Here is a 21924-nt window from a genome sequence, read left to right as displayed (position 1 = left end):
GTCTGTTAAAACAGGTATTTATAATAAAATCAAAGAAAAGGTCGTTAATTCGACTTTTTAGCCGGTTTTAAAATCGGCGTGGACTTCGCCATTACCTATTTTAATATCCAGCACGGACGCAACCCGTTTACCGATCAGCTCAATATCGAATGCCGCCGCCGATACCGGATTGAAATCGAAAATAGATCGTTGTGATGCGTTGGCCTCTGCGACGCTTTCATCCCGATGCACGCAACCAATCAGCTTGTCCGCCATCCGCTGTTGCACGAACGACGTCACCTGACTGCTGACCGAACGACGGTTATCTGTCTGATTCAACAACAGGTAATAGCCTTTTTTGTGGTTCAACTCTTCACCGGTGAGTTTATTCCCTTCAATGTGCGGAAATACCGAGAGCGAGGCAGTATCCGCCAGCATGACCACCAGATGCAGGTCGGCCAGATTCGTCATCGCCTTCAGCGCGGGGCCTGGGCCAGGAGGAAAATCCGCCACCACCACCAGCCCCGGATAATTCATCACCGTGCTGAGCCCTCGTTGCAGAAATAGCGGATCGGTTTCCAGGCTGTGTTCAAACGCCAGACGCTGTTCTTCCGTCACGTCGCCGTATGGCAGCAGGAAAATATTCTCGTCCGTCGTCAGGATCGATTGACTCCAGTCCGCCACATCGCCCGATTTGGCGACATAGCCGCGGGTATCGGTCAGCGCGACGCCGAAATGTAGCCGCAGCGCGTTTTGCGGATCAAAATCAATCGCCAACACTTTGCTACCGCTACGCGCCAGCGTATAAGCCAGATTGGCTGCGACAGTCGTCTTACCAACGCCACCTTTAGGGGAACAAATACAAATCAACGGCATGATGCGATCTTCTTCAGTAGTGGTTCCAGCGGCATATCTTTCGATACCACCGAACTTGTTGGCTTATTATAGGCGCTGAACAGACTCCGAAAACGGGGGGGTTCTGGCGGTACGTCATGGCGCGCGTTTTGGAATAGCGGCTGTTCCGGCAAAGAAACGGGCGTAGGAGCCGGCGCAGTCGACATTAATGGAGGGCTTGCCGGTATCACGGGCGCGGGGTCAACCAACGGCAAAACCGCGCTCACGATCCTTTCCGGTTCAGGCAAGGGCGCATCATGCGATACCAGCAAAGCATCAATCTCGCCGATCAACGAGCGGGAGGACTCAACGGCGCCGGACGTCCTGACAGCCGCATCACTCACCCTGGCCGGCATCATCGGCGTAGCAAGGTGCTCAAACCTGACTCGCTCCGCATGTGCGACATTGGCGGGTTCACCACCCAGTGTAACATCTTGATGTTCTTGGATTTTTAACAATGACCTGACAACCGGCCAGACCGCCGTTTCCGGCTGCGATATCGGACCGGACATATCCCTGAACGTGATATCTTTTATACGGGCTTTGTCCTTAAAGCGCTGCATATCATCATAATTTTTCATGTTATTGAAATATCCTCAGAAGGATAATTGACGAATGAAGCACTGGATCACTGGGCGAAATACAGGCCATGAGTCTATTATTTATACCCATATTTAGACATGAGGTAAATTACCTTTTGATAAAAAACAAAACCCAGCAACATCAAATTCATTTTTCAGTATTGAAAATTACATAAACAACAATTTAATAATAAAAAATGATATATACCATCCATGAAATACCGCGTCATATTCTAATGAATATTCTTTTTTTTCATGAGAACTTGTTTACCACCCTCTCAACAATTTGTTGAATGCTCTAATAAAAGCAATAATACAAATAAAAAACTCTTAGTTATGACACATAAATAAACTTAAATAGTGCTATAAATCCCATAAAAAAATCTCCTTCTGAAACAGAAGGAGACGCTGCTAGCGAGAATATGAATTTATTATGAATATCGAACTCGCTTCAAAAAAATAAGCCGCGACCCGAACAGATTGATCAACAATCCCAGCATCACCAACAAAATACCGGCCAGTTGCACCCAGGATAACGTCTCGCCCAACAACAACATGGCGCTCAACAGCCCGACGATCGGCACCAGCAACGACAGCGGCGCCACGCGCCAAGTGTCATAACGTGCCAGCAATCGCCCCCACAGCCCATACCCAATGATGGTTGACAGAAAAGACAGATACATCAACGCCAGCACTGTAGACAGGCTGATGGTTGCCAAACTTGCTATTACCCGTTCTCCGCTTTCAAACCACCATGAACACAGTAAAAACAACCCGGCTGGAATCAACGCACTCCAAATCACCAGCGACATGGCGTTTACCGCATACCGCTGCATAATCTGCCGGTTGCAATGGTTGCCGCAGGCCCAGGAAAATGCAGCCGCCAGCGTCAGCAACAACGCGGTCAGCGTAATGCCGGACACCGAAATCGTGCTGCCCTCCGCCAGTACCAGAATCCCTCCGGCGGCGGCAGCCATGCCGACATACTGATTCCAGCGTAACGATTCGCCAAAGCATAAACCGCCAATCAGAAGTGTGAAAAACGCCTGAGCCTGCAGAATCAGCGAGGCGAGCCCCACCGGCATACCTAATTTTATCGCACTGAATAAAAAGGCAAATTGGCCAAAACTGATGGTCATACCATAGGCAGCCAGCCAGCGCACAGGCAAGCGGGGACGGGGCACCAGCAAAATGGCCGGGAATGCCACCAGTAAAAAACGCAGCCCCGCCAGCAACAATGGCGGCATATGCTGTAACCCGACTTTTATCACCACAAAATTCACGCCCCATATCACCACCACGCAAAGCGCCAGCAACCTGTCTTTTATCGTCATCGTCTTTTCCTGCTCTTCATGAAGCGCTCACCCACGCCGCGTTTTAACAACGTTACTGATAAAACAGGCCGGCCGACAGACACAGACGCAGGAAATCACAGGTAATACAGACGAGCGCATGGATTACGCCTCGCCCCTGCTACGTGACGTATGACCGGTATAGAATGAGTGCTCCAGCCATAACGATGCGACGATGAGGCGCCTATGTCCCGAACCCAGCGACTACTGACTCTGGTTCAACTGCTGCGAAACCACCGGTTTGCCGTCCCCGGCCCGCAGTTGGCGGAGCAACTGGGCGTCAGTTTGCGCACGCTTTATCGCGATATCGCCACATTGCAGGAGCAGGGCGCCACCATCGTCGGCGAGGCCGGCCTGGGTTATGTGTTGTTGCCCGGTTTTACCCTGCCGCCGTTGATGTTCAGCGAAGAGGAGATCGAAGCGCTGGTGCTGGGTTCGCGCTGGGTCGCCAGACAGGCGGATCCCCGTTTGCAGGAAGGCGCCCGCAGCGCATTGATGAAGATAGCCGCCATCTTGCCGGATACGCTGCGGGAAACGCTGGACGCCACCGCCTTGCTGGTCGCCACGCCGCGCGAAAATACTCCGGATACCGTCGATATCCCGTTGTTACGCCGCGCCATCCGCCGCGGACGCAAAGTCACGGTACGCTACCGGGATCGTCAGGGACAAGAGTCGGAACGTTGCATCTGGCCCTTTGTGCTCGGCTATTTTGAACAGGTACGCCTGGTCGGCGCCTGGTGCGAAACACGCCAGGCTTTCCGCCATTTCCGCACCGACAGCATCCTTACACTACGGGTGGAAGAACAGACTTACCCGGTACCCCGGCGTCGTTTGCTCAAACAATGGAGCGAACAGGAGGGGATCCGCCTGCCGTTCTAACCTGGTGATCCCCTCTACCTCAATACAGACAATTCCCGACACTGCTGACAAAAACTGTCAGCACTTCAGGCTAAGGTTTGGGCGCGACACATTCCTCAACGCTCAAGGAGTTCACCATGACCGATGCTCACTACATACTGCTCTATGTTGATAATCCGGCTCACAGCGCTCACTTTTACCGCCAATTACTGGAACAACCGCCGTTGGAGCAATCCCCCACCTTCGCCCTGTTCGCCCTTAAAACAGACATCCTGCTCGGACTGTGGTCAAAACACACCGTTCAGCCCGCACCCCGGCAGGAGGGTTTCTCCGGCGAGCTGGCGTTTCGCCTGAAAAACCGGGCCGATGTCGATGCCTGCTACGCCCGTTGGATCGAGCAGACAGTGACCATTATCCAAACACCGCTAGAGATGGATTTCGGTTATACCTTCACCGCGCAGGATCCGGACGGCCACCGGTTGCGCGTATTCACTTATCTGGAATAAACCCGGCTGATGCCAATACCTTGCCGGCGGGTCGCCCCGTCGGCAGACGGCATTGCACGCGGTGCGATGTTCAACGTACTCTGTCCACCTCAATGCCGCTGCCTTTAGGTTGTTTTCATGTCCGCTATGCCCCGTTATCGACAAATAGCCGATCATTTCATTCAGGCCATCCGTTCAGGCACATTGCCCGCCAACCACCGCCTACCGTCGGTTAGGGCGCTGGCGCAACAGCACGGGACCAGTGCCACCACCGCCATGAAGGTGTTACGAACGCTGGAGGACGAACATTTCGCCGTCGCCCGTCCCAAATCCGGATTTTTTGTCGCGGCAACCACCAGCGCTCTTTGTATAACGACACCGCCGCAGCCGGTAGCGTTACCGGCGCTGGACGAACAGATGGCGTTGCATCTCTCGCTGGTAGGTACGGAATGCCGGGTACGTCTCGATCTCGCCAACGGCGATAACGCGCTCTACCCATTGAAAAGAATGGGACGGCTTATCCGCCAGATCAGCTACGCGGATCCAATGTTGCTGGGCAATGACGTCAAAGGTAGCGGCTATCTGCCGCTAAAAATAGAAATTGCTCGCCGGGCGCTCGACTACGGCTGCCATCTGGCGCCGGAAGACATGCTGATCACCAACGGTTGTATCGAAGCGCTGTCGCTCTCGCTGCGGGCGGTCACTCAGGCGGGCGACGCCGTCGCCGTACAATCGCCGTGCTATTTCGTACTGCTGCAGATGCTACGCAATCTGGCGCTGCGGGTGGTCGAAGTCGGCCCGGACGTCGACGGCCATGTGGACGTGGAACAGTTGGAATCGCTGTTCGCCACACGGCAGGTCAGTGCGTTTATCTCCCTGACCAATATCAACAATCCGCTCGGCACCAGCCTGCCGGAAGAGAAAAAACGCCGTATCGCCGCCGCCGCGGACCGCCATGATATCGCGCTGATTGAAGACGATACCTTTGCCGATACCGCCTTCGGCGATCGGCGTCCGTTTCCGCTGCGGGCCTACAGCCAGAATGTGCTGCTGTGCAACGGGTTTTCCAAAACCGTCGGCCCCGGCATCCGCATCGGTTGGGTCAGCAGCGCGCGCTGGCAGCGCAACATCGCCGCACTGAAATTCACTTCCACCATGGGCACCTCCCTGACACCGCAGGTCGCGCTGGCGGAACTGCTGCGCAACGGCGGTTACGATGCGCATCTGCGTCGGTTGCGGCGCGAACTGGAGCGCCAGATTGCCCATTTACGCCACGCCGTTTTACGTTATTTCCCGGCCGGCACCGTCGTCTCGCAGCCGGAAGGCGGTTATGTCATCTGGGTGACGTTACCACCCGGTTCGGCCTCATCGCGCGAACTCTTCTCCCGGGCGCGCCAGGCAGGCATCGGTATTGCGCCGGGGCATATTTTCGCCAGCGACAATCGCTATGCGCGGTGCTTACGCTTGAATGCCGGTTTCGGCTGGAACGAAGAAGTGCATCAGGCCATCAGGCTGCTGGCACAGTGGGTAAGCGAGCGCTAACACGGCGGGTGGATTCGACGAGGGAAATGCACGACAACCGCCCGACCGGCGTCATCTTTGTGTCGGCGGGCGACGGCGGAAATAAGACATCCCCACGGTTCCCGCGCGGCCGGGCTTGCGTGACCAAGCCCGGCCGCCAGACAAGATTTCAGGCGGGGATTATTCGACCGGCGCCGCGTTCCGTTCTTCTTCCTGCTCAACCGCAAAGCAGGCCACCCGTTGTTCGCCGTAGCTTTTCAGCGGCGGCTGCAACTGGGTGCAGGTGCCGAAACGGTGCTGGCAGCGGGCGCTGAACGCGCATCCCGGCGGCGGATTCAGCGGGCTCGGCAACTCGCCGGTCAGCTTGATGCGCTCACGGCGGGCCGCCGGGTTCAGGCGTGGCGTCGCCGACAACAGCGCCTGCGTATAGGGATGGCGCGGATTGTCGAAAATCTGCGCCTTGCTGCCTTTCTCCACGCAACGGCCGAGGTACATCACCATCACTTCGTCGGCGATATGCTCCACTACCGACAGGTCATGGGAAATGAACACATAGGACAGCCCCATCTCCTGCTGCAAATCCATCATCAGGTTCAGCACCTGCGCACGCACCGAGACGTCCAACGCCGACACCGGCTCGTCGGCAATCACCACATCCGGCTCAAGCATCAGGCCGCGAGCGATGGCAATACGCTGACGCTGGCCGCCGGAGAACATGTGCGGGTAGCGATCGTAGTGTTCGGTTTTCAAACCGACTTTCGCCATCATCGTCAGCGCTTTTTCACGACGTTCCGCCCTGCTGAGATCGGTATTGATCACCAGCGGTTCTTCCAGAATCTGCCCGACCTTCTTGCGTGGATTGAGCGACGCATACGGGTTCTGGAACACGATCTGGATCTTCTGCCGCCGCAGCTTCTGCGCCGCCGGATCCGGTATCAGCAGATCCTGACCCTTGTAGTACAGCTCGCCGTGCGTCGGGGTTTCGATCATGGTCAACAGACGGCCAAGCGTCGATTTACCGCAACCGGATTCCCCCACCACCGCCAGCGTTTTGCCGCGTTCCAGCGTGAAAGACACGCCGTCCAGCGCTTTCACCAGCCGTTCCGGGGCGAACATCCCCTTTTTAACTGGGTAGTATTTTTTCAAATCAATCGCTTCGAGCAGGTACGGCTGCCCGGCGGCATTCATGGTCTGGCTCATACGGTTGGCCTCCCCGCATCATCCAGCGGTGTGTGACATTTCACCTGGCGGCCGGGGATATCCCGCAACGCCGGTTCTTCCTGACGGCAACGATCGCTGGCATACGGGCAGCGTGGATTCAGCAGGCAGCCGTTCGGCCGGTCATACTTGCCCGGCACCACGCCCGGCAACGACGCCAGACGGGATTTATCCACCGCAAACTCCGGCAGCGCGCGCAATAACGCCTGGGTGTAAGGGTGACGCGGCGCATGGAAAATATCCTCCGCCCGGCCCGATTCCACCACCTGCCCGGCATACATCACGATGATGTGTTGCGCCGCTTCCGCCACCAGCGCCAGATCGTGGGTAATCAAGATCAGCGCCATGTTCTCTTTCTGCTGCAAGTCCAGCAGCAGTTCGATGATCTGCGCCTGAATGGTCACGTCCAGTGCCGTCGTCGGCTCGTCGGCGATCAATAGCTTCGGCCGGCAGGCGATCGCCATGGCGATCATCACGCGCTGGCTCATCCCACCGGACAGCTGATGCGGAAACACATCCAGCCGCGCTTCCGGGTCGGGGATACCCACCTGATTCAACAGATCGATAGCCCGTTGACGGCGGGTTTTACGGTTGCCGCCCTGATGCACCTTGATGGCTTCCATAATCTGGAAACCCACGGTGTAACACGGATTAAGGCTGGTCATCGGATCCTGGAAAATCATCGCCACTTCCGACCCGACCAATTGACGCCGCTCTTTTTCAGACAGCGTCTGCAAATCGCGCTGGTTGAATTCCAACCGGTCGGCCATCACCTTGCCGGGGAAATCAATCAGCCCCATGATCGCCAGCGAACTGACGGATTTGCCGGAACCGGACTCGCCGACGATGCCGACCACCTGCCCTTGTTCCACCTGATAGCTGATACGGTCTACCGCACGAAACGGCAGCCCCTCGTCGCCAAAGTGAACGGACAGTTTCTCTACGTTGAGTAACGCCATCTCTCTACCTCTGTTACTGCTTGAGTTTGGGGTCGAGAGCATCACGCAGGCCGTCCCCCATCAGGTTAAATGCCAATACCGTCAGCAGAATCGCCAGACCGGGGAACGTCACCACCCACCAGGCGCTCTGCGCAAACTGCAGCACGTCGGAGAGCATGGTGCCCCATTCCGGTGTGGGCGGCTGTGCGCCCATGCCGAGGAACCCAAGCGCAGCCATGTCGAGAATGGCGTTGGAAAAACCCATTGATGCCTGCACGATCAGCGGCGCCAGGCAGTTAGGGAAAATGTTGACGAACATCTGGCGCAATGCGCCGGCGCCCGCCACACGGGATGCCACCACATAATCGCGATTGACCTCCACCAGCACCGCCGCGCGCGTCAGGCGCACATAATGCGGCAAAGAGACAAAGGTCAACGCCAGCGAGGCATTGACGATGGACGGCCCGAAAATCGCCACCAGCACCAGCGCCAACAACAGGCTGGGCAACGCCAGCATGATATCCACCAGACGCATAATGGCCGCGTCAACGGCACCGCCGAAGTAACCGGCCACCAGCCCGAAGACGATACCGAGGATCAACGACATCACCACCACCAGGCAACCGACCAACAGCGACAGGCGCGCGCCATACATCAGGCGCGACAGAATATCGCGTCCGACATCGTCGGTTCCCAGAATAAACTGCCAGCTGCCGCCGTCCTGCCATACCGGCGGGTGCAGCAAAGCGTCACGGAACTGCTCGGCCGGGGAATGCGGCGCCAGCACGCCGGCGCCCAGTGCCAAAACCAGCATGATCGCCACATAAACCAGACCGACTACCGCGCCTTTGTTGCGTTTAAAGTAGTGCCAGAATTCCTGCAATGGGGTCATCGGCGCCGGAGCATTGACCACCGGCTCTGTAACTTGACTCATTTCCGTCTCTCCCCTTATTTCTTGTGCCGGATGCGCGGGTTGACCACGCCGTACAGCAGGTCGACCAGCAGGTTCACCATGATGATCATGGTGGCGACCAGCAGCACCCCGCCTTGCACCACCGGGTAATCACGGCGTTGCAGCGCGTCGATCAGCCAGCGCCCCAGGCCCGGCCAGGAGAAAATGGTTTCGGTCAGAATAGCGCCCGCCAGCATGGTGCCGACCTGCAGGCCGATCACCGTGACAACCGGCAGCATGGCATTGCGCAACGCATGAACCACGATCACCCTCAGGCGGCTCAACCCTTTGGCGCGGGCGGTACGAATGTAGTCTTCCCCCAGCACTTCCAGCATGGCGGAACGGGTCATACGCACGATCACCGCCAGTGGAATGGTGCCCAACACTATCGCCGGCAAAATCATGTGCATGATGGCGTCCTTGAAGTCGCCCTCGGCCCCCCAGATCAGGGTATCAATCAGCGCAAAACCGGTCAGCGGCAAGGCGTCGTCCAAAAACACGGTATCGCCCATACGGCCAGACACCGGCGTCAGGTTGAAGTGCACCGACATCAGCATGATCAGCATCATGCCCCACCAGAAAATCGGCATGGAGTAGCCGGTCAGCGCCACGCTGACCGCAGTATGATCGAAAATGGAACCACGCTTGACCGCCGCCAGCACACCGACCGGAATCCCGACGATCACCGCGAAAATCATGGCGCAGACGCCCAGTTCCAACGTGGCTTTGAAACGTGGCACAAACTCGTCCCATACCGGAATGCGGCTTTTGAGCGACATCCCCAAATCGCCGTGCAGTACGCCATTGATGTAATGGAGATACTGTTCCCACAGCGGTTTATCCAGGCCCAGCTCCGCCATTAATTGGGCGTGACGCTCAGGCGAAATTCCGCGCTCCCCTGCCATGATCATCACCGGGTCGCCGGGGATCAGATGCACGAAAGCGAAAGTCAGCAAGGTGATGCCGATAAACGTTGGGATAACCAACCCCAAACGTCGGAGTATGAACTGCAACATATCCCGAACTCTCTGTATAAAACGCCCGATGGCATACACCATCGGGCTTGTCATTGCTCATCATGGCAAGCCTGGTTCGGCGCTTTCTCGACGCCCGCAGGTCTTTACCTGCATGGACGCTGTTGCGAAACAAGGCTTAATCGGGCGAAGGAACCGCCCCCATTGATTGGCTGAAAACCGAAGCTCTCAGGAAGCAACAGGGGCGATAGCACAACGGCTATCACCCATGAACGTAACGTGACGGATGATTAATCTAATGATACGTGGTTGAAGCTATGCACGCCGCGCGGCTCAATGACATAGCCTTTCACGTTTTGACGGATCGGTTCGTACACGGTGGAGTGGGCCACAATCAGCGCAGGCGCCTGATCGTGCATCACCATCTGAGCCTGTTTGTACAGCTCGATACGTTTAGCCTGATCGGAAGTTGCGCGCGCCGGTTGAATCAAATCCTCAAACGGCTTGTAGCACCATTTGGAGTAGTTGGAACCTTTCTTCGCCGCGTCGCAACTGAACAGGGTGGCCAGGAAGTTATCCGGATCCCCGTTATCGCCAGTCCAGCCCATCAGCACAGTCTGGTGTTCACCGGCTTTGGCGCGTTTCAGGTACTCACCCCATTCGTAGGTGACGATTTTGGCTTTCACGCCGACTTTCGCCCAGTCAGCCTGAATCATCTCTGCCATACGACGGGCGTTCGGGTTGTACGGACGTTGTACCGGCATCGCCCACAGGTCAATCTCGAAACCGTTTTCCAGACCGGCTTCCTTCAGTAACGCTTTGGCCTTGACCGGATCGTAAACGTAGTCCTTCACATCGTCGTTATAGCCCCACATCGTCGGCGGAATCAGGTTCTTGGCCGCCTGGCCGGCGCCCTGATACACCGCGTCGATGATCGCCTGCTTGTTGACCGCGTAAGTCAGCGCTTGACGCACTTTCACGTTGTCCAGCGGTTTCTTCTCGACGTTGTAGGACAGATAACCGACGTTCAACCCCGGTTTCTGCAGCAAGTTGATGTTTTTTTCCTGCTTCATACTGGCCAGATCCGCCGGGTTCGGATACGGCATGATCTGACATTCGTTTTTCTGCAACTTGGCATAACGCACAGAGGCATCAGGTGTGATGGAGAAAACCAGACGATCGATACCCGGTTTGGTGCCCCAGAAATCGTCGAAACGCTTGTAGAGGATACGGGAATCTTTCTGGTACTGCTGCAACTGGAACGGGCCAGTACCGATCGGATCCAGGTCGATTTTTTCCGGCGTGCCGGCTTTGAGCATCTTGTCGGCGTACTCTGCGGACATAACGGAAGCGAAGTCCATCGCCAAATCGGCCAGGAATGGCGCTTCAGCGCGGGTCAGCTGGAAGCGAACCGTGTAATCGTCCACTTTTTCGATCTTGCTGATCAGCTCCGGCATCCCCATGCCTTCAAAGTATTCGTAACTGCCGCCGGATACCTTGTGATACGGGTGGTTGGCGTCCAGCTGACGCTGGAAGGAGAACAGTACATCGTCCGCATTAAGCGTGCGGCTCGGTTTAAATTCTTTGCCGTCCTGCCACTTCACACCTTTACGCAGGTGAAAAGTATAGGTTTTGCCATCTGCACTGATGTCCCACTTCTCAGCCAGACCCGGTTCAATCTCCGTGGTGCCGCTTTTGAATTCCACCAGACGGTTGTAAATGGGAATCGAGCTGGCATCAAACGTGGTGCCGGAAGTAAACAACTGTGGATTAAACCCTTCCGGCGAACCTTCCGAGCAATACACCAGTGTTTTCGCCTGTACGCCAGCGGCTACGGACAGCGCCAGCAGACCAAGGCTGAATTTCAATACCCTTGATTTAATCAGGGAGTTAGCCATCTACGTTAGCTCCATTGTGGATGTTGTGTGTTTTAGTCAGACCTATTGTTCTTATCGAGGCGGCCTGTACTTATATCGTCCCGAAGGCGCGAATAACGAAAGAGGGAATGACACGCAGCAACGTGGAAAAAGACCGCCGCCTTGCCCCTGGGTAATCGTTTTCACCCTAGGTACTCCGCCAATCTCCTCCCTGTAAACGCCATCAATGTGTCAACAGATCACAAATCCGTCAATATTACATGTTAGGATTTACAAACCTAAATCACAAAAAAACAGAAGAAAAATCAGGCAAAAAAAACACATTAAGTTGAAATTAAAAGCCATGAAAATAAATTTCATTGATATAAAAAACCAAAAATAACCTAAAAATTACGATTATTTCCCTTAAAAAAACCATACGAAAATTGTCTTGAATGGTTATTTAATGAGCATTATTTATTGTTAAAAAGGTTAAAAACGAGTGAAAATACTGACAAAATTGGTTTTTCCATGATGTATTTCTATCATGCCTGTCACACCCTCCTCACTATTTACGCATCATAAAAAAACCCGATAGTTGATGGCAGCAAGACATTCCCGTAGCCAGGGTCTGCTGATGAAGTGAATCCTTATCACTGTATGTTATCGGATTAACAAACAACCGGGCGAATGGGTGGGGTACGTTAACACCCACAAACCACTCGTGGAGTAAGCGTATCGGGGTGTTCTCACTTGCCGCGTGACAAGGCGCTTAATGAGCCCGGTCTTAATGGGTCAACACCAGCCGTGTTGTCCCGCAATTCGAATTATTCGGGGTATATACCCAAAACCATTCGAGTTGCAGGAAGACGGCAACCGAGTGAATCCCCAGGAGCTTACTCAACTAAGTGACTGGGGTGAGCAAGGGCAGCCAACGCACCTGCGACTTGAGGTATGACGGGTATAAACGATTTGGAGAAAATAAGAATAAAAATAGGGAGCAACAACAAGTAAAATATTTAATTAAGTTTTTTAAGTTTCAATTAATTTGGATAATTACCTTGCTAAGGTATTGCTTACTCACTTTCAGGATACCTCTTTTATTTAAATAACCCTCCATCGAAGCAATCAATTAACTTTAATTAGAAAAAAGGCAATTAAGTTATTTAAAAACGAATTGCCGACGGGTTCACAAATCTCTCATTCATGTATTCTATGACTATTATTTTTAACATTTGATCATGTTAGATTACCCATGGATTTTATATAGAAAAATAAATAATTCCTCATTATTGGTTGTGTTTCTATTGCTTGTGCTATGCGCTCGTAAACGCGATGAAACGGCTTGCCGGGACGATCGCTTTTCTCTGTACCATGCCGCTACAACAGGGTGAATATAATGAAAAATGCAAAAGCTGAAATGATGAGCGAAAATATGCTCGCCGCTTCCGCACCAACAGGCTTTAGCCTAAATAAGATCCAGATTGGGTCTGTACCGTTTATTCTTTTTCTGGCTATCGGCGTCATTGTGTTTATTGCCGCCTATGCCGGATATCTGCCTAAAAATATGATCGGTGGATTTGCCGTGATTATGACGATGGGTTTTTTACTGGCTCATATCGGCCGGCTAATTCCCGTACTTAAAGATGTTGGCGGCCCCGCTATTCTTTGTCTGATGGTTCCTTCCGTGCTGGTTTATTTCCATATGTTCAATGCGAATACGCTGGATACGGTTAAGCTACTGATGAAGGATGCCAATTTCCTGTATTTCGTCATCGCCAGTCTGGTCGTGGGCAGTATTCTCGGTATGAATCGCGTCATCCTGATTCAGGGTATGGTGCGTATGTTCATTCCGTTGGTCATCGGCACCTTTACCGCCGTCGTCACCGGCTTGCTGGTCGGTAAAGTGTTCGGCTATACCTTCTACCACACCTTCTTCTTCATCATCGTTCCGATCATCGGCGGCGGCATCGGCGAAGGCATTCTGCCGCTTTCGCTGGCTTACTCGTCCATTCTCGGCCAGACGCCGGATGTGTACGTGGCCCAGCTAGCGCCGGCTGCGGTTGTGGGTAATATTTTCGCCATCATCTGCGCGGGCGTACTGGCTCGCCTCGGTACGGTACGCCGCGACCTGAACGGTAACGGCAATCTGGTGCGCAACGCCGACGATAACGCCATTTTCTCCGTGAAAGAAGCGCCTAAAGTCATCGATTTCCACCTGATGGGCGGCGGCCTGCTGTTGATCTGCACCTTCTTCATCGTCGGCGGCTTGTTCGAGAAGGTTGTGCACATCCCCGGCCCGGTTCTGATGATCCTGATCGCGGTCATGTGCAAATACGGTCGTGTGATTCCGGAAAGTATGGAAACCGGCGCCAACAGCTTCTACAAATTCGTTTCCAGCTCACTGGTGTGGCCGCTGATGATTGGCCTCGGCATGCTTTACGTACCGCTGGAAAGTGTGGTGGCCGTGTTCTCCGTCGGCTATGTGGTAGTTTGCGCGTCCGTCGTGATGTCCATGGCGCTGATTAGCTTCTTTATCGCACCCTATCTGAAGATGTACCCGATTGAAGCCTCTATCGTGACCAGCTGCCACAGCGGTCTGGGCGGCACCGGCGACGTCGCGATTTTGTCCGCGTCCAACCGCATGTCCCTGATGCCGTTTGCACAAATCGCAACTCGCATCGGCGGTGCATCCACCGTTATCTGCGCCACCCTGCTGATGAGCTGGATCATGCGCTGATTCCGCGTCCGTTGACGGCGCCCGCCGCCGTCAACGTTCCTCTCTTTCTCGCCCTTCATACCGTCATTCCGCACATCGCTTGTCGACACACCGCACCACCGCACTGTAACCATTTATATTGGTTATCGTTCTTGCTCTCAGAGCCGGCCCCCTAAGCACCATTGAGCCGTCGGATGGACGCGAACCACGCGAAAGCCGGAGCGTACACACCGTGTGGGAGATTCAGGGTGCCGACAACGCAAACAACCTATTGGGATGGGCTTTTAATGCCGGACGCATACGCCAATGAGACAGAAAAACACCGGGATGCCCATGTTTCGGTTTCACACGGATGCGCATCTTCAGATGCGAGAAAGCCAGGCCGAACGGGCGTTCGGATAACACAGCGTAACCGCCGGTGATGACATCAGGGAAGGGATAAACCACGGTTTTAGGGCCACTGCGAGTGGCCCCGTGATTATTCGCAATACTGGCGCAACGCATCCTGTTTTTCCGGCAGCAACCGGTAGAGATAAACCGGACGACCGGTGGAACCGTAAAGAATGTTGGTTGCCAAAACACCGGTTTCAGCCAGATAGATCAGATACTTACGGCAGGATACGCGAGAAATGCCGATCGCATTGGCCAGCATTTCGGTCGAAAACTCGGTGTTCTCGTTGCTCTCGATCCACTCGCATACCGTGCGCAACGTCAGGCTGGTCAGCCCTTTGGGTAATTTCTTGCGCTCCGCGACCGGGCTGCCGCTGGTGCGGCGGATCAGGTTATCGATATCCGCCTGCGCCACGAAGTCCCGGTGTTTGAACAGATTAGCTTCTTCGCGGTAAGCGGTCAGCGCCTGCTCAAAACGGGCGAACTGGAAAGGCTTGATCAGATAATCCACCACGCCGTAATGCAGCGCTTTTTTGATGGTGTACACATCGCTGGCCGACGAAATGATGATCACATCCGTGTGTTCGCTGAACTCACGGATGGTCGGCAACAGATCCAGACCGTTGTCCTGCTGCATATAAATATCCAGCAGAACCAGGTCTATCTCGCAATCCGGCTGCATCAGCAGATTCCGCGCCTGCTGCAGCGTGGGCACCGTCGCATAGCAGCTAAACCCCGAGACCTGGCTCAGGTAACACTTGTTCAACTCCGCCACCATAGCGTCATCGTCTACGATCAGTACATTAATCATGGTCAAACTGCCTTGCCTGATAAGGAATAATTACGAAAAACTGAGTATAAACATCCGGTTCGGATTCAAAATCAATGGTACCGCCTATTTTCTCCAGACTCTGCTTGGTCAGATGCAGGCCGATACCGCGTCCGCTGCCTTTGGTCGAAAAACCTTCCTGATAAATATGCTGCTGTACATCCAATGGAATGCCGGGGCCATCATCGCTAACCGAACAATGCAGACAATTATTGCGATGGTGGAATGTCACGACGATTTCCCGATTTTCCAGGCCAGCCATGGCATCCATCGCATTCTCGATCAGATTGCCCAGTACGGTAATTAATTCATTCGTCACCTGCGCGTCATCCGTATCGGGCAGCAGGCTATCCTCACTGATGGACAACGTAATACCCAGATCCCTGGCGCGGTTGATTTTACCTAACAGAAAGCCCGCAATCACCGGGGATTTCACTTTGCGAATGATTGAACCGATTTCCGTCTGATAATTATTGGCGGTTTTCAGAATATATTCTTCCAACTGCGGGTAATATTTTAAATGCAGCATGCCAAGTATCACATGCAACTTATTCATGAACTCATGGGACTGCGCCCGCAGCGCGTCCGCATAATAGGAAATGCCGGTCAGGCGTTGTATTAACTGCCCCACCTCGGTTTTATCGCGGAAGGTGGCGATAGCGCCGATAATATCCCCATTAACCACCACCGGTACGGTGTTGGTCAGCAGTAAATTGCCATTGAAATTGATCTCTTCATCTTGCTGCGGGTTGCCGGCTTTCACCACTTTTTCCAGATTCATCAACGCCGGCCAGTGACTGATATCTTTGCCTATCGCCAGTCGTTCTCCGCCATCATGCTGATTAAATAGCCGTTTGGCCTCATCATTGATGATGGTGATGCGTAAATCGGTATCCACCGCCACCACCCCTTCCTTGATTTGCTTGAGCATGGCATTGCGCTGCTCAAACAAATTCGAAATTTCAAACGGCTCGAACCCCAGCATGATGCGCTTGAGCGCTTTAACCAGAAAATAGGTGCCCAACAGACCGACCAGCGCGCCGAACAGGATAGTCCAGGGGATGATCCAGCGGTTTTCATCAATCACCGATTGCACACTGGACAACGAAATCCCCACAGCAACCACGCCGATTTGTTTGCCGTTCTCATCCAACACCGGTGTGAACACGCGCAACGCCGGATCCAGCACGCCACGGTTCACCGCCGTATTCTCCAGCCCCAGCAAGGCGGGATAAAGATCGTCGCCAATAAAATGACGCCCGATCAAATCCGGTTCGGGATGAGAATGCCGGATCCCATCCATATCCGTGACGATGACAAACAGCAGATGGTTGCGACGCCGCACCTCTTCCGAAAACCGCTGAACCCGCATCGGGTCGCCGATATCCTTCAGGTCATTGATCACCACGGGCGCCATCGCCACTGTGCGGGCAATGGCGAAAGCACGGGCTTTGAGATGGGTTTCCGTCAGTTCACTGATACGGAAAAACAGCAGGGCGTAAACCACCAGCAGAACCGAGCCGATCACGGCCGATACCATCAGAATAATCGAAGTACCCAGTTTCAGCGGTACCTTCTTCTTACCCATGTTGCGCTCCGGAATAGTATTATTATCCCGCTATATTAACCTTTTCATTCGTCCGGTTCGCTGAGATTAACCACAATCCCGTCATCGTTTATAAAAAAACCGACGGCAATATCAAGCCGATGGATACGAACGATGAACTATTATCAGTACCCGCTCATCCGTTATCCAATAAATGACGAATCATCTCCATTTTTAAATAACTCATCACGGCTCGTTGGGGCTTCCTTGATCGAGATCAACGGTATCCGACGGGAAAATAGCATCATAATGACCTAAAAGGAGTAATACGTCGGAAATATCGAGAGATAACAGTAAAATAATACTGATTAAACCGAAAAATGCTCTGGAATGTTTTTTAACTTAAAAAACTAAAAAGTAATTAATAAATACGGTTGGTTTATTCGATTTTCTGGAAATAAAAACCAATTCGTTAGTTAATTTTTTGATTCAATTGAATTAATTATGAATTATTTATTCTCAGACGGCGGAAACGATGCAAATAGAGGACATCCAACCACCATTCCGTATCGAGAATAACATCGTCCATACTTGTTTCATCTGAATCAGAGACAGGATCTTAAGGCAAAAATCTTTCACTGATTTTGGACTCGTTCATCAGGAGGCAATATGAAACGCGGGATATCTCTACTGCTGCCCATCATCGTGGCAGTTATCCTGTTATTGATTCCCACGCCAGAAGGTCTGGCACCACACGCCTGGCGATTCTTTGCCATCTTTGTCGGCGCGATAGTGGGGTTAATTCTGGAACCGCTGCCTGGCGCCGTTATCGGTATCGCCTCGGTGGTTATCATCTCTCTGTTCAGCCCATGGGTACTCTTCAGCCCTGAACAGGTGGCTTCACCTAAATTCCAGATGGCGTCGCAATCATTCAAATGGGCTGTTGCCGGTTTTAGCAACTCCACCGTATGGCTGATCTTCGGTGCCTTCATGTTTGCCGCCGGTTACGAAAAAACCCAGTTCGGTCGTCGTCTGGCGCTGATTCTGGTGAAATACCTCGGCCGCCGGACACTGACGCTGGGCTACGCGATTACCTTCGCCGACCTGCTGCTGGCACCGTTTACACCGTCCAACACCGCACGTAGTGGCGGCACCATCTACCCGATCATCTCCAACCTGCCGCCGCTGTATGGCTCCAAGCCGAACGACCCCAGCGCACGCAAGATCGGTTCCTACCTGATGTGGGTCGCCATCACCGCGACTTGCGTGACCAGTTCCATGTTCCTGTCCGCACTGGCGCCGAACCTGCTGGCGCTGGCGCTGGTGAAAAGCTCCATCGGCATGAACATCTCCTGGACCAACTGGTTCATCGCTTTCCTGCCGCTGGGCGTATTACTGATTCTGACTGTACCGTTACTGGCCTACTGGCTCTATCCGCCTGAAGTCAAAGTCAACGATGAAGTACCGCGTTGGGCGCAGAGCGAACTGGAAAAACTGGGCAAGCTTTCCCGCAACGAAATCCTGCTGCTGGCTTTCGTCTGCCTGGCACTGGTGCTGTGGATCTTTGCTACCGCCTGGATTGAACCAGCAATGGCGGCGCTGCTGGTCATCACGCTGATGTTGTTCACCGGCGTGCTGGAATGGAAAGACATCACCGGCAACAAAGCAGCCTGGAACACCTTCGTATGGTTCGCCACGCTGGTTGCGCTGGCCGCCGGTCTGACCGACGTCGGCTTCATCGCTTGGCTGGGCAAACTGGGCGCGTCCCTGCTGGGCGGCATCAGCCCAAGCGTCGCGACCATCGCGCTGCTGATCGCGTTCTACGCTATGCACTATCTGTTCGCCAGCACCACGGCGCACACCACGGCGCTGCTGCCCGCCATGCTGGCCATCGGTTCCGCGATCCCCGGCATGAACATGACCGTCTTCTGCATGATGTTGCTGACATCTTTGGGCGTGATGGGGATCATCACCCCTTACGGCACCGGCCCAAGCCCGATCTACTACGGTAGCGGCTACCTGCCGGCCAAAGACTACTGGCGCCTTGGCGGCATCTTCGGAACCTTGTTCCTGGTACTGCTGATTGTTATCGGTTATCCGTGGATGCTGATGATGTTCTAACCGGTGATACTCTCATCGGCTAAAGCGGCTCCGGCCGCAAGGCAATAAAAAACGGGTAGCGCAGTCGCTACCCGTTTTTCGTTTCAGCGGTTATGCCTGTCCGGCATCCACCACCGTTTCCCGTTCGGGTGAACGGCTACCGATAGCGATACGCTGCGGCTGTAACGCCTGTGGCACTTCCCGTACCAGATCAATATGCAGCAACCCATTCTGGAACTGCGCTTCGGCGACATGCAGATGCTCCGCCAACGTAAAGCCCAGCGTAAACGGCTTGAACACCAACCCCTGATGCAGATACTGCACCTTCTTCTCCGGCAGGATCGGGTTGCCCTTGATCGTCAGCCGCTGGCCTTCCACTTCGATATCCAGTTCGGACTGGCGGAAACCGGCCAACGCCAACGTAATGCGATAGTGATTGTCGTCGAGCTTTTCGATGTTGTACGGCGGGAATTCCACCGCGTCCTGGCTACCCATGGTGCCGGCCAATTTTTCAAAGCCAATCCACTGACGCAGCAGCGGGGATAAATCGTAATTACGCATGATCATGACTCCTTCTTGGAAGCGAGATAGCATCCCGACGCGCATGGCCGGGCCGTCCCCGTTAGGCGAACGTGTTTACATGTCGCGCAGCCGTCGGCCGCGCAAAACCATTATTTGATTGCAATACGGCGCGGTTTCAGCGTTTCCGGCACCACGCGCTCCAAATCGATATACAGCAGTCCGTTTTCCAGATTGGCGCCTTTGATATGAATGTGTTCTGCCAATTGGAATTTACGTTCGAAATTACGCTCGGCGATGCCCTGATAAAGATAATTGCGTGGCGTGGCGTCACCGCTGTGGGCACCTTTGATCGTCAACATGTTGTCATGCGCGATGATCTCCAGCTCGCTCTCGGCGAAACCGGCGACGGCAATGGCGATGCGGTACAGATTTTCGTCGACCAGCTCGACGTTATACGGAGGATAACCGCCGTTACTCTGGTTCTGACCCGTTTCCAGCAGGTTAAACAGACGGTCGAAACCAATGGCGGAACGATACAGCGGGGAAAAATCGGGGTTACGCATACACATCTCCTGAACATCAGCGAGGTTGTCATTACAGCCTTCCATCGGGACAGGCCCTCAGCCGGAAGAAATACCCGCATGCGGCATATCTCTTTGTCGGCCTGATAATCAAAATGGCGTCGTATTTCCGACTTTCAATATCCAGAAATAAAAATGCACGATTCCTGACAGTCGCTATCCCCAATGCGACAATAATCACATACACTGAACGCAGAGCATTTTTTGCAAAATAGCCGGGAGATAACCGGCCACGTCTCTTCTCAGGGTAACATGATGGCCATACTGAAACGTGTGTCACTGTTGTTCGTACTGTTCAGCGTCATTTTCATCGCGTGCAGCGGTTGTTCCAGCGTAATGACCCACACTGGCGGTGAACACGGTTATTACTCCGGCACCCGGGCCAGCATGACCATGCTGGAAGACGACGCCACCGGCTGGGTGATGAAACCGGCACTGGCGGTTGACCTGCCCTTCTCCGCGATGCTGGACACCATGCTACTGCCTTACGATTACTACCGTACCAACCGGGAACAACACACCACGTCCGCGCGGGATCGTCTGGATGAGTACGAACGTCAGCGCCAGGCCACCAATGCCCCCCACTCCACGCCGCCGGATACGCAGAACGTCCGTCGTCAGTGATGCTGCGCCTGCTGGCGGTGGATCAGCGTCATGGGAATAACCGCTTTATGCGGTGACATCTCGCCGTTCAATGCCTGCTGCATCGCCGCGAAAGCCTGCTCTGCCCAGGCGTCCTCGTTCTGCCGCATCGACCAGATTTTATTCGACAGGAACCCCAGCATGGCATGCTCGTCAAAGGTGCCGATATTGATGTGCGCCGGAATATAGCCATAGCGCTCCCGCACCACGCTCAGCATCCCTTCCAATACCGGCAGCGACGACGCAATAAACGCGGGCGGCGGCACGTCATGCTGCTGCAGAAACTGTTCCATCATCTGCATGCCGTCTTCACGGCGGTTGTGGCTTGCTTCCAGCACCTGAGGCGTCAACCCCGCCGTCTGCACCGACTGCTGATAGCCCAGCAAACGGTCGCGGATCGCCGGTTGCCGCGCATCGCCCGCCATAAAAAACAGCGGTGCGGCGGGTTGCTCCGCCAGCATCGCCTGCGTGAGCTGCGCGCCACCCTGCAGGTTATCGCTCATCACCAGCGGCAGGTGTTCGATGCCGAAATCGCGATCCATCAGCACCAGCGGACGCTTCACGACCCGCGTATGGTGCTGCACCGATTGCAGGGATGACGGCACGACGAACAGCCCGTCCACATTACGCTGCAGCAACGCCTCCACCAGTTTGTTCTCATACAGCGGATCGCTGTAGGAACAGCTGATCATCAATTGATAGCCCACTTCACGGCAGCGGGTTTCCAGCTTTTCCGCCAGCGTGGAAAAAAACAGGTTGGAAAGACGGGGAACAATCAGCCCCAGCGTATCGGTCTTGTTCAACTTCAGGCTGCGTGCCACATGGTTAACGGTGTAACCGTGTTCGGTCACATACTGGTGAATACGTTGCTGGGTTTTGGCGCTGATGCGGTACCGTTCAGCTTTTCCATTAAGTACCAGACGAACGGTGGTGATGGAGAGGTTGAGCTCACTGGCAATCTGTTCAACTGTTTTCGCCATGAAACAG

General features: G+C 54.2%; 19 protein-coding genes. 6 read left to right on the top strand and 13 right to left on the bottom strand.

What is annotated here, in order from left to right:
• Positions 1-57 precede the first annotated feature (57 nt).
• From bcsQ to HEP82_RS13595, 3 genes are all read right to left on the bottom strand, one after another.
• On the bottom strand, positions 58-855 hold the full coding sequence (bcsQ, locus tag HEP82_RS13605) for a cellulose biosynthesis protein BcsQ (protein ID WP_192458573.1): 798 nt from the start codon (positions 853-855) through the stop codon (positions 58-60).
• Entirely contained in the window at positions 846-1454 is a 609-nt protein-coding gene (gene bcsO, locus HEP82_RS13600; RefSeq protein WP_192458572.1) for a cellulose biosynthesis protein BcsO, read from the bottom strand. The genes bcsQ and bcsO overlap by 10 nt, the downstream gene beginning before the upstream one ends.
• A gap of 431 nt (positions 1455-1885) precedes the next feature.
• The gene (locus tag HEP82_RS13595; protein ID WP_192458571.1) at positions 1886-2788 is read right to left on the bottom strand and encodes an EamA family transporter; all 903 of its coding nucleotides are present in this window, start codon (positions 2786-2788) and stop codon (positions 1886-1888) included.
• Between the two features lie 204 nt (positions 2789-2992).
• Between HEP82_RS13595 and HEP82_RS13590 the strand changes: the two genes are divergently transcribed.
• From HEP82_RS13590 to HEP82_RS13580, 3 genes are all read left to right on the top strand, one after another.
• Positions 2993-3685 (top strand): helix-turn-helix transcriptional regulator, encoded by a 693-nt coding sequence (locus tag HEP82_RS13590; RefSeq protein ID WP_192458570.1) that lies wholly within the window; start codon positions 2993-2995, stop codon positions 3683-3685.
• Positions 3686-3801: 116 nt separating this feature from the next.
• A complete protein-coding gene (locus tag HEP82_RS13585; RefSeq protein ID WP_192458569.1) occupies positions 3802-4170 on the top strand; it encodes a VOC family protein in 369 nt (122 codons plus the stop codon).
• 117 nt (positions 4171-4287) lie between these two features.
• Entirely contained in the window at positions 4288-5691 is a 1404-nt protein-coding gene (locus tag HEP82_RS13580) for an aminotransferase-like domain-containing protein (RefSeq protein WP_192458568.1), read from the top strand.
• A 159-nt stretch (positions 5692-5850) separates the two neighbouring features.
• On the opposite strand, the gene dppF is transcribed toward HEP82_RS13580, so the two are convergent.
• The 5 genes from dppF to dppA all read right to left on the bottom strand — a co-directional run bounded on the left by dppF (position 5851) and on the right by dppA (position 11650).
• On the bottom strand, positions 5851-6858 hold the full coding sequence (gene dppF, locus HEP82_RS13575) for a dipeptide ABC transporter ATP-binding subunit DppF (protein ID WP_192458605.1): 1008 nt from the start codon (positions 6856-6858) through the stop codon (positions 5851-5853).
• 8 nt (positions 6859-6866) lie between these two features.
• Entirely contained in the window at positions 6867-7847 is a 981-nt protein-coding gene (gene dppD / locus HEP82_RS13570) for a dipeptide ABC transporter ATP-binding protein (protein ID WP_192458567.1), read from the bottom strand.
• Positions 7848-7860: 13 nt separating this feature from the next.
• The gene (gene dppC / locus HEP82_RS13565; protein WP_192458566.1) at positions 7861-8760 is read right to left on the bottom strand and encodes a dipeptide ABC transporter permease DppC; all 900 of its coding nucleotides are present in this window, start codon (positions 8758-8760) and stop codon (positions 7861-7863) included.
• A 14-nt stretch (positions 8761-8774) separates the two neighbouring features.
• Positions 8775-9794, bottom strand: a complete 1020-nt coding sequence (dppB, locus tag HEP82_RS13560) for a dipeptide ABC transporter permease DppB (protein ID WP_192458565.1) — start codon at positions 9792-9794, stop codon at positions 8775-8777.
• 248 nt (positions 9795-10042) lie between these two features.
• The gene (gene dppA / locus HEP82_RS13555) at positions 10043-11650 is read right to left on the bottom strand and encodes a dipeptide ABC transporter periplasmic-binding protein DppA (RefSeq protein ID WP_192458564.1); all 1608 of its coding nucleotides are present in this window, start codon (positions 11648-11650) and stop codon (positions 10043-10045) included.
• 1393 nt (positions 11651-13043) lie between these two features.
• Between dppA and HEP82_RS13550 the strand changes: the two genes are divergently transcribed.
• Positions 13044-14348: a 2-hydroxycarboxylate transporter family protein gene (locus HEP82_RS13550; protein WP_407938290.1), complete on the top strand. Its 1305-nt coding sequence runs from the start codon at positions 13044-13046 to the stop codon at positions 14346-14348.
• Between the two features lie 457 nt (positions 14349-14805).
• Here HEP82_RS13550 and dcuR read toward each other — a convergent pair whose 3' ends face one another.
• Together dcuR and HEP82_RS13540 are read right to left on the bottom strand one after the other, a co-directional pair.
• Positions 14806-15528, bottom strand: coding sequence for a two-component system response regulator DcuR (gene dcuR, locus HEP82_RS13545; protein ID WP_192458562.1), 723 nt, complete (start codon positions 15526-15528; stop codon positions 14806-14808).
• The gene (locus tag HEP82_RS13540; RefSeq protein ID WP_192458561.1) at positions 15521-17134 is read right to left on the bottom strand and encodes a sensor histidine kinase; all 1614 of its coding nucleotides are present in this window, start codon (positions 17132-17134) and stop codon (positions 15521-15523) included. Before HEP82_RS13540 ends, dcuR begins: the two co-directional genes overlap by 8 nt.
• 627 nt (positions 17135-17761) lie before the next feature.
• Between HEP82_RS13540 and HEP82_RS13535 the strand changes: the two genes are divergently transcribed.
• A complete protein-coding gene (locus HEP82_RS13535) occupies positions 17762-19213 on the top strand; it encodes an anion permease (RefSeq protein ID WP_192458560.1) in 1452 nt (483 codons plus the stop codon).
• Positions 19214-19303: 90 nt separating this feature from the next.
• Here the strand turns inward: HEP82_RS13535 and ibpB are convergent, their stop codons facing one another.
• Both ibpB and ibpA read right to left on the bottom strand, forming a co-directional pair.
• Complete coding sequence (gene ibpB, locus HEP82_RS13530; protein ID WP_192458559.1) at positions 19304-19753, bottom strand: small heat shock chaperone IbpB; 450 nt, start codon at positions 19751-19753, stop codon at positions 19304-19306.
• Positions 19754-19863: 110 nt separating this feature from the next.
• Entirely contained in the window at positions 19864-20277 is a 414-nt protein-coding gene (gene ibpA, locus HEP82_RS13525; protein ID WP_192458558.1) for a small heat shock chaperone IbpA, read from the bottom strand.
• Positions 20278-20547: 270 nt separating this feature from the next.
• Here ibpA and HEP82_RS13520 point away from each other — a divergent pair, with 270 nt between their 5' ends.
• Positions 20548-20919, top strand: a complete 372-nt coding sequence (locus tag HEP82_RS13520) for a YceK/YidQ family lipoprotein (RefSeq protein ID WP_192458557.1) — start codon at positions 20548-20550, stop codon at positions 20917-20919.
• On the opposite strand, the gene HEP82_RS13515 is transcribed toward HEP82_RS13520, so the two are convergent.
• Positions 20913-21917 (bottom strand): LacI family DNA-binding transcriptional regulator, encoded by a 1005-nt coding sequence (locus HEP82_RS13515; protein WP_192458556.1) that lies wholly within the window; start codon positions 21915-21917, stop codon positions 20913-20915. The genes HEP82_RS13520 and HEP82_RS13515 overlap by 7 nt on opposite strands.
• Positions 21918-21924 lie beyond the last annotated feature (7 nt).

Origin of the sequence: Musicola keenii, assembly GCF_014855505.1 — a bacterium.
GTDB lineage: Bacteria > Pseudomonadota > Gammaproteobacteria > Enterobacterales > Enterobacteriaceae > Musicola > Musicola paradisiaca.
This window is presented reverse-complemented; position numbering and strand designations above follow the sequence as displayed.

Coding starts and splice junctions, on each gene's coding strand:
- dppC (WP_192458566.1), bottom strand. CDS start 8,760: ATGAGTCAAGTTACAGAGCCGGTGGTCAATGCTCCGGCGCCGATGACC.
- HEP82_RS13515 (WP_192458556.1), bottom strand. CDS start 21,917: ATGGCGAAAACAGTTGAACAGATTGCCAGTGAGCTCAACCTCTCCATC.
- bcsQ (WP_192458573.1), bottom strand. CDS start 855: ATGCCGTTGATTTGTATTTGTTCCCCTAAAGGTGGCGTTGGTAAGACG.
- HEP82_RS13540 (WP_192458561.1), bottom strand. CDS start 17,134: ATGGGTAAGAAGAAGGTACCGCTGAAACTGGGTACTTCGATTATTCTG.
- ibpA (WP_192458558.1), bottom strand. CDS start 20,277: ATGCGTAACCCCGATTTTTCCCCGCTGTATCGTTCCGCCATTGGTTTC.
- HEP82_RS13590 (WP_192458570.1), top strand. CDS start 2,993: ATGTCCCGAACCCAGCGACTACTGACTCTGGTTCAACTGCTGCGAAAC.
- HEP82_RS13535 (WP_192458560.1), top strand. CDS start 17,762: ATGAAACGCGGGATATCTCTACTGCTGCCCATCATCGTGGCAGTTATC.
- ibpB (WP_192458559.1), bottom strand. CDS start 19,753: ATGCGTAATTACGATTTATCCCCGCTGCTGCGTCAGTGGATTGGCTTT.
- HEP82_RS13595 (WP_192458571.1), bottom strand. CDS start 2,788: ATGACGATAAAAGACAGGTTGCTGGCGCTTTGCGTGGTGGTGATATGG.
- HEP82_RS13580 (WP_192458568.1), top strand. CDS start 4,288: ATGTCCGCTATGCCCCGTTATCGACAAATAGCCGATCATTTCATTCAG.
- dppF (WP_192458605.1), bottom strand. CDS start 6,858: ATGAATGCCGCCGGGCAGCCGTACCTGCTCGAAGCGATTGATTTGAAA.
- HEP82_RS13550 (WP_407938290.1), top strand. CDS start 13,044: ATGCTCGCCGCTTCCGCACCAACAGGCTTTAGCCTAAATAAGATCCAG.
- HEP82_RS13520 (WP_192458557.1), top strand. CDS start 20,548: ATGATGGCCATACTGAAACGTGTGTCACTGTTGTTCGTACTGTTCAGC.
- dcuR (WP_192458562.1), bottom strand. CDS start 15,528: ATGATTAATGTACTGATCGTAGACGATGACGCTATGGTGGCGGAGTTG.
- bcsO (WP_192458572.1), bottom strand. CDS start 1,454: ATGAAAAATTATGATGATATGCAGCGCTTTAAGGACAAAGCCCGTATA.
- dppA (WP_192458564.1), bottom strand. CDS start 11,650: ATGGCTAACTCCCTGATTAAATCAAGGGTATTGAAATTCAGCCTTGGT.
- dppD (WP_192458567.1), bottom strand. CDS start 7,847: ATGGCGTTACTCAACGTAGAGAAACTGTCCGTTCACTTTGGCGACGAG.
- dppB (WP_192458565.1), bottom strand. CDS start 9,794: ATGTTGCAGTTCATACTCCGACGTTTGGGGTTGGTTATCCCAACGTTT.
- HEP82_RS13585 (WP_192458569.1), top strand. CDS start 3,802: ATGACCGATGCTCACTACATACTGCTCTATGTTGATAATCCGGCTCAC.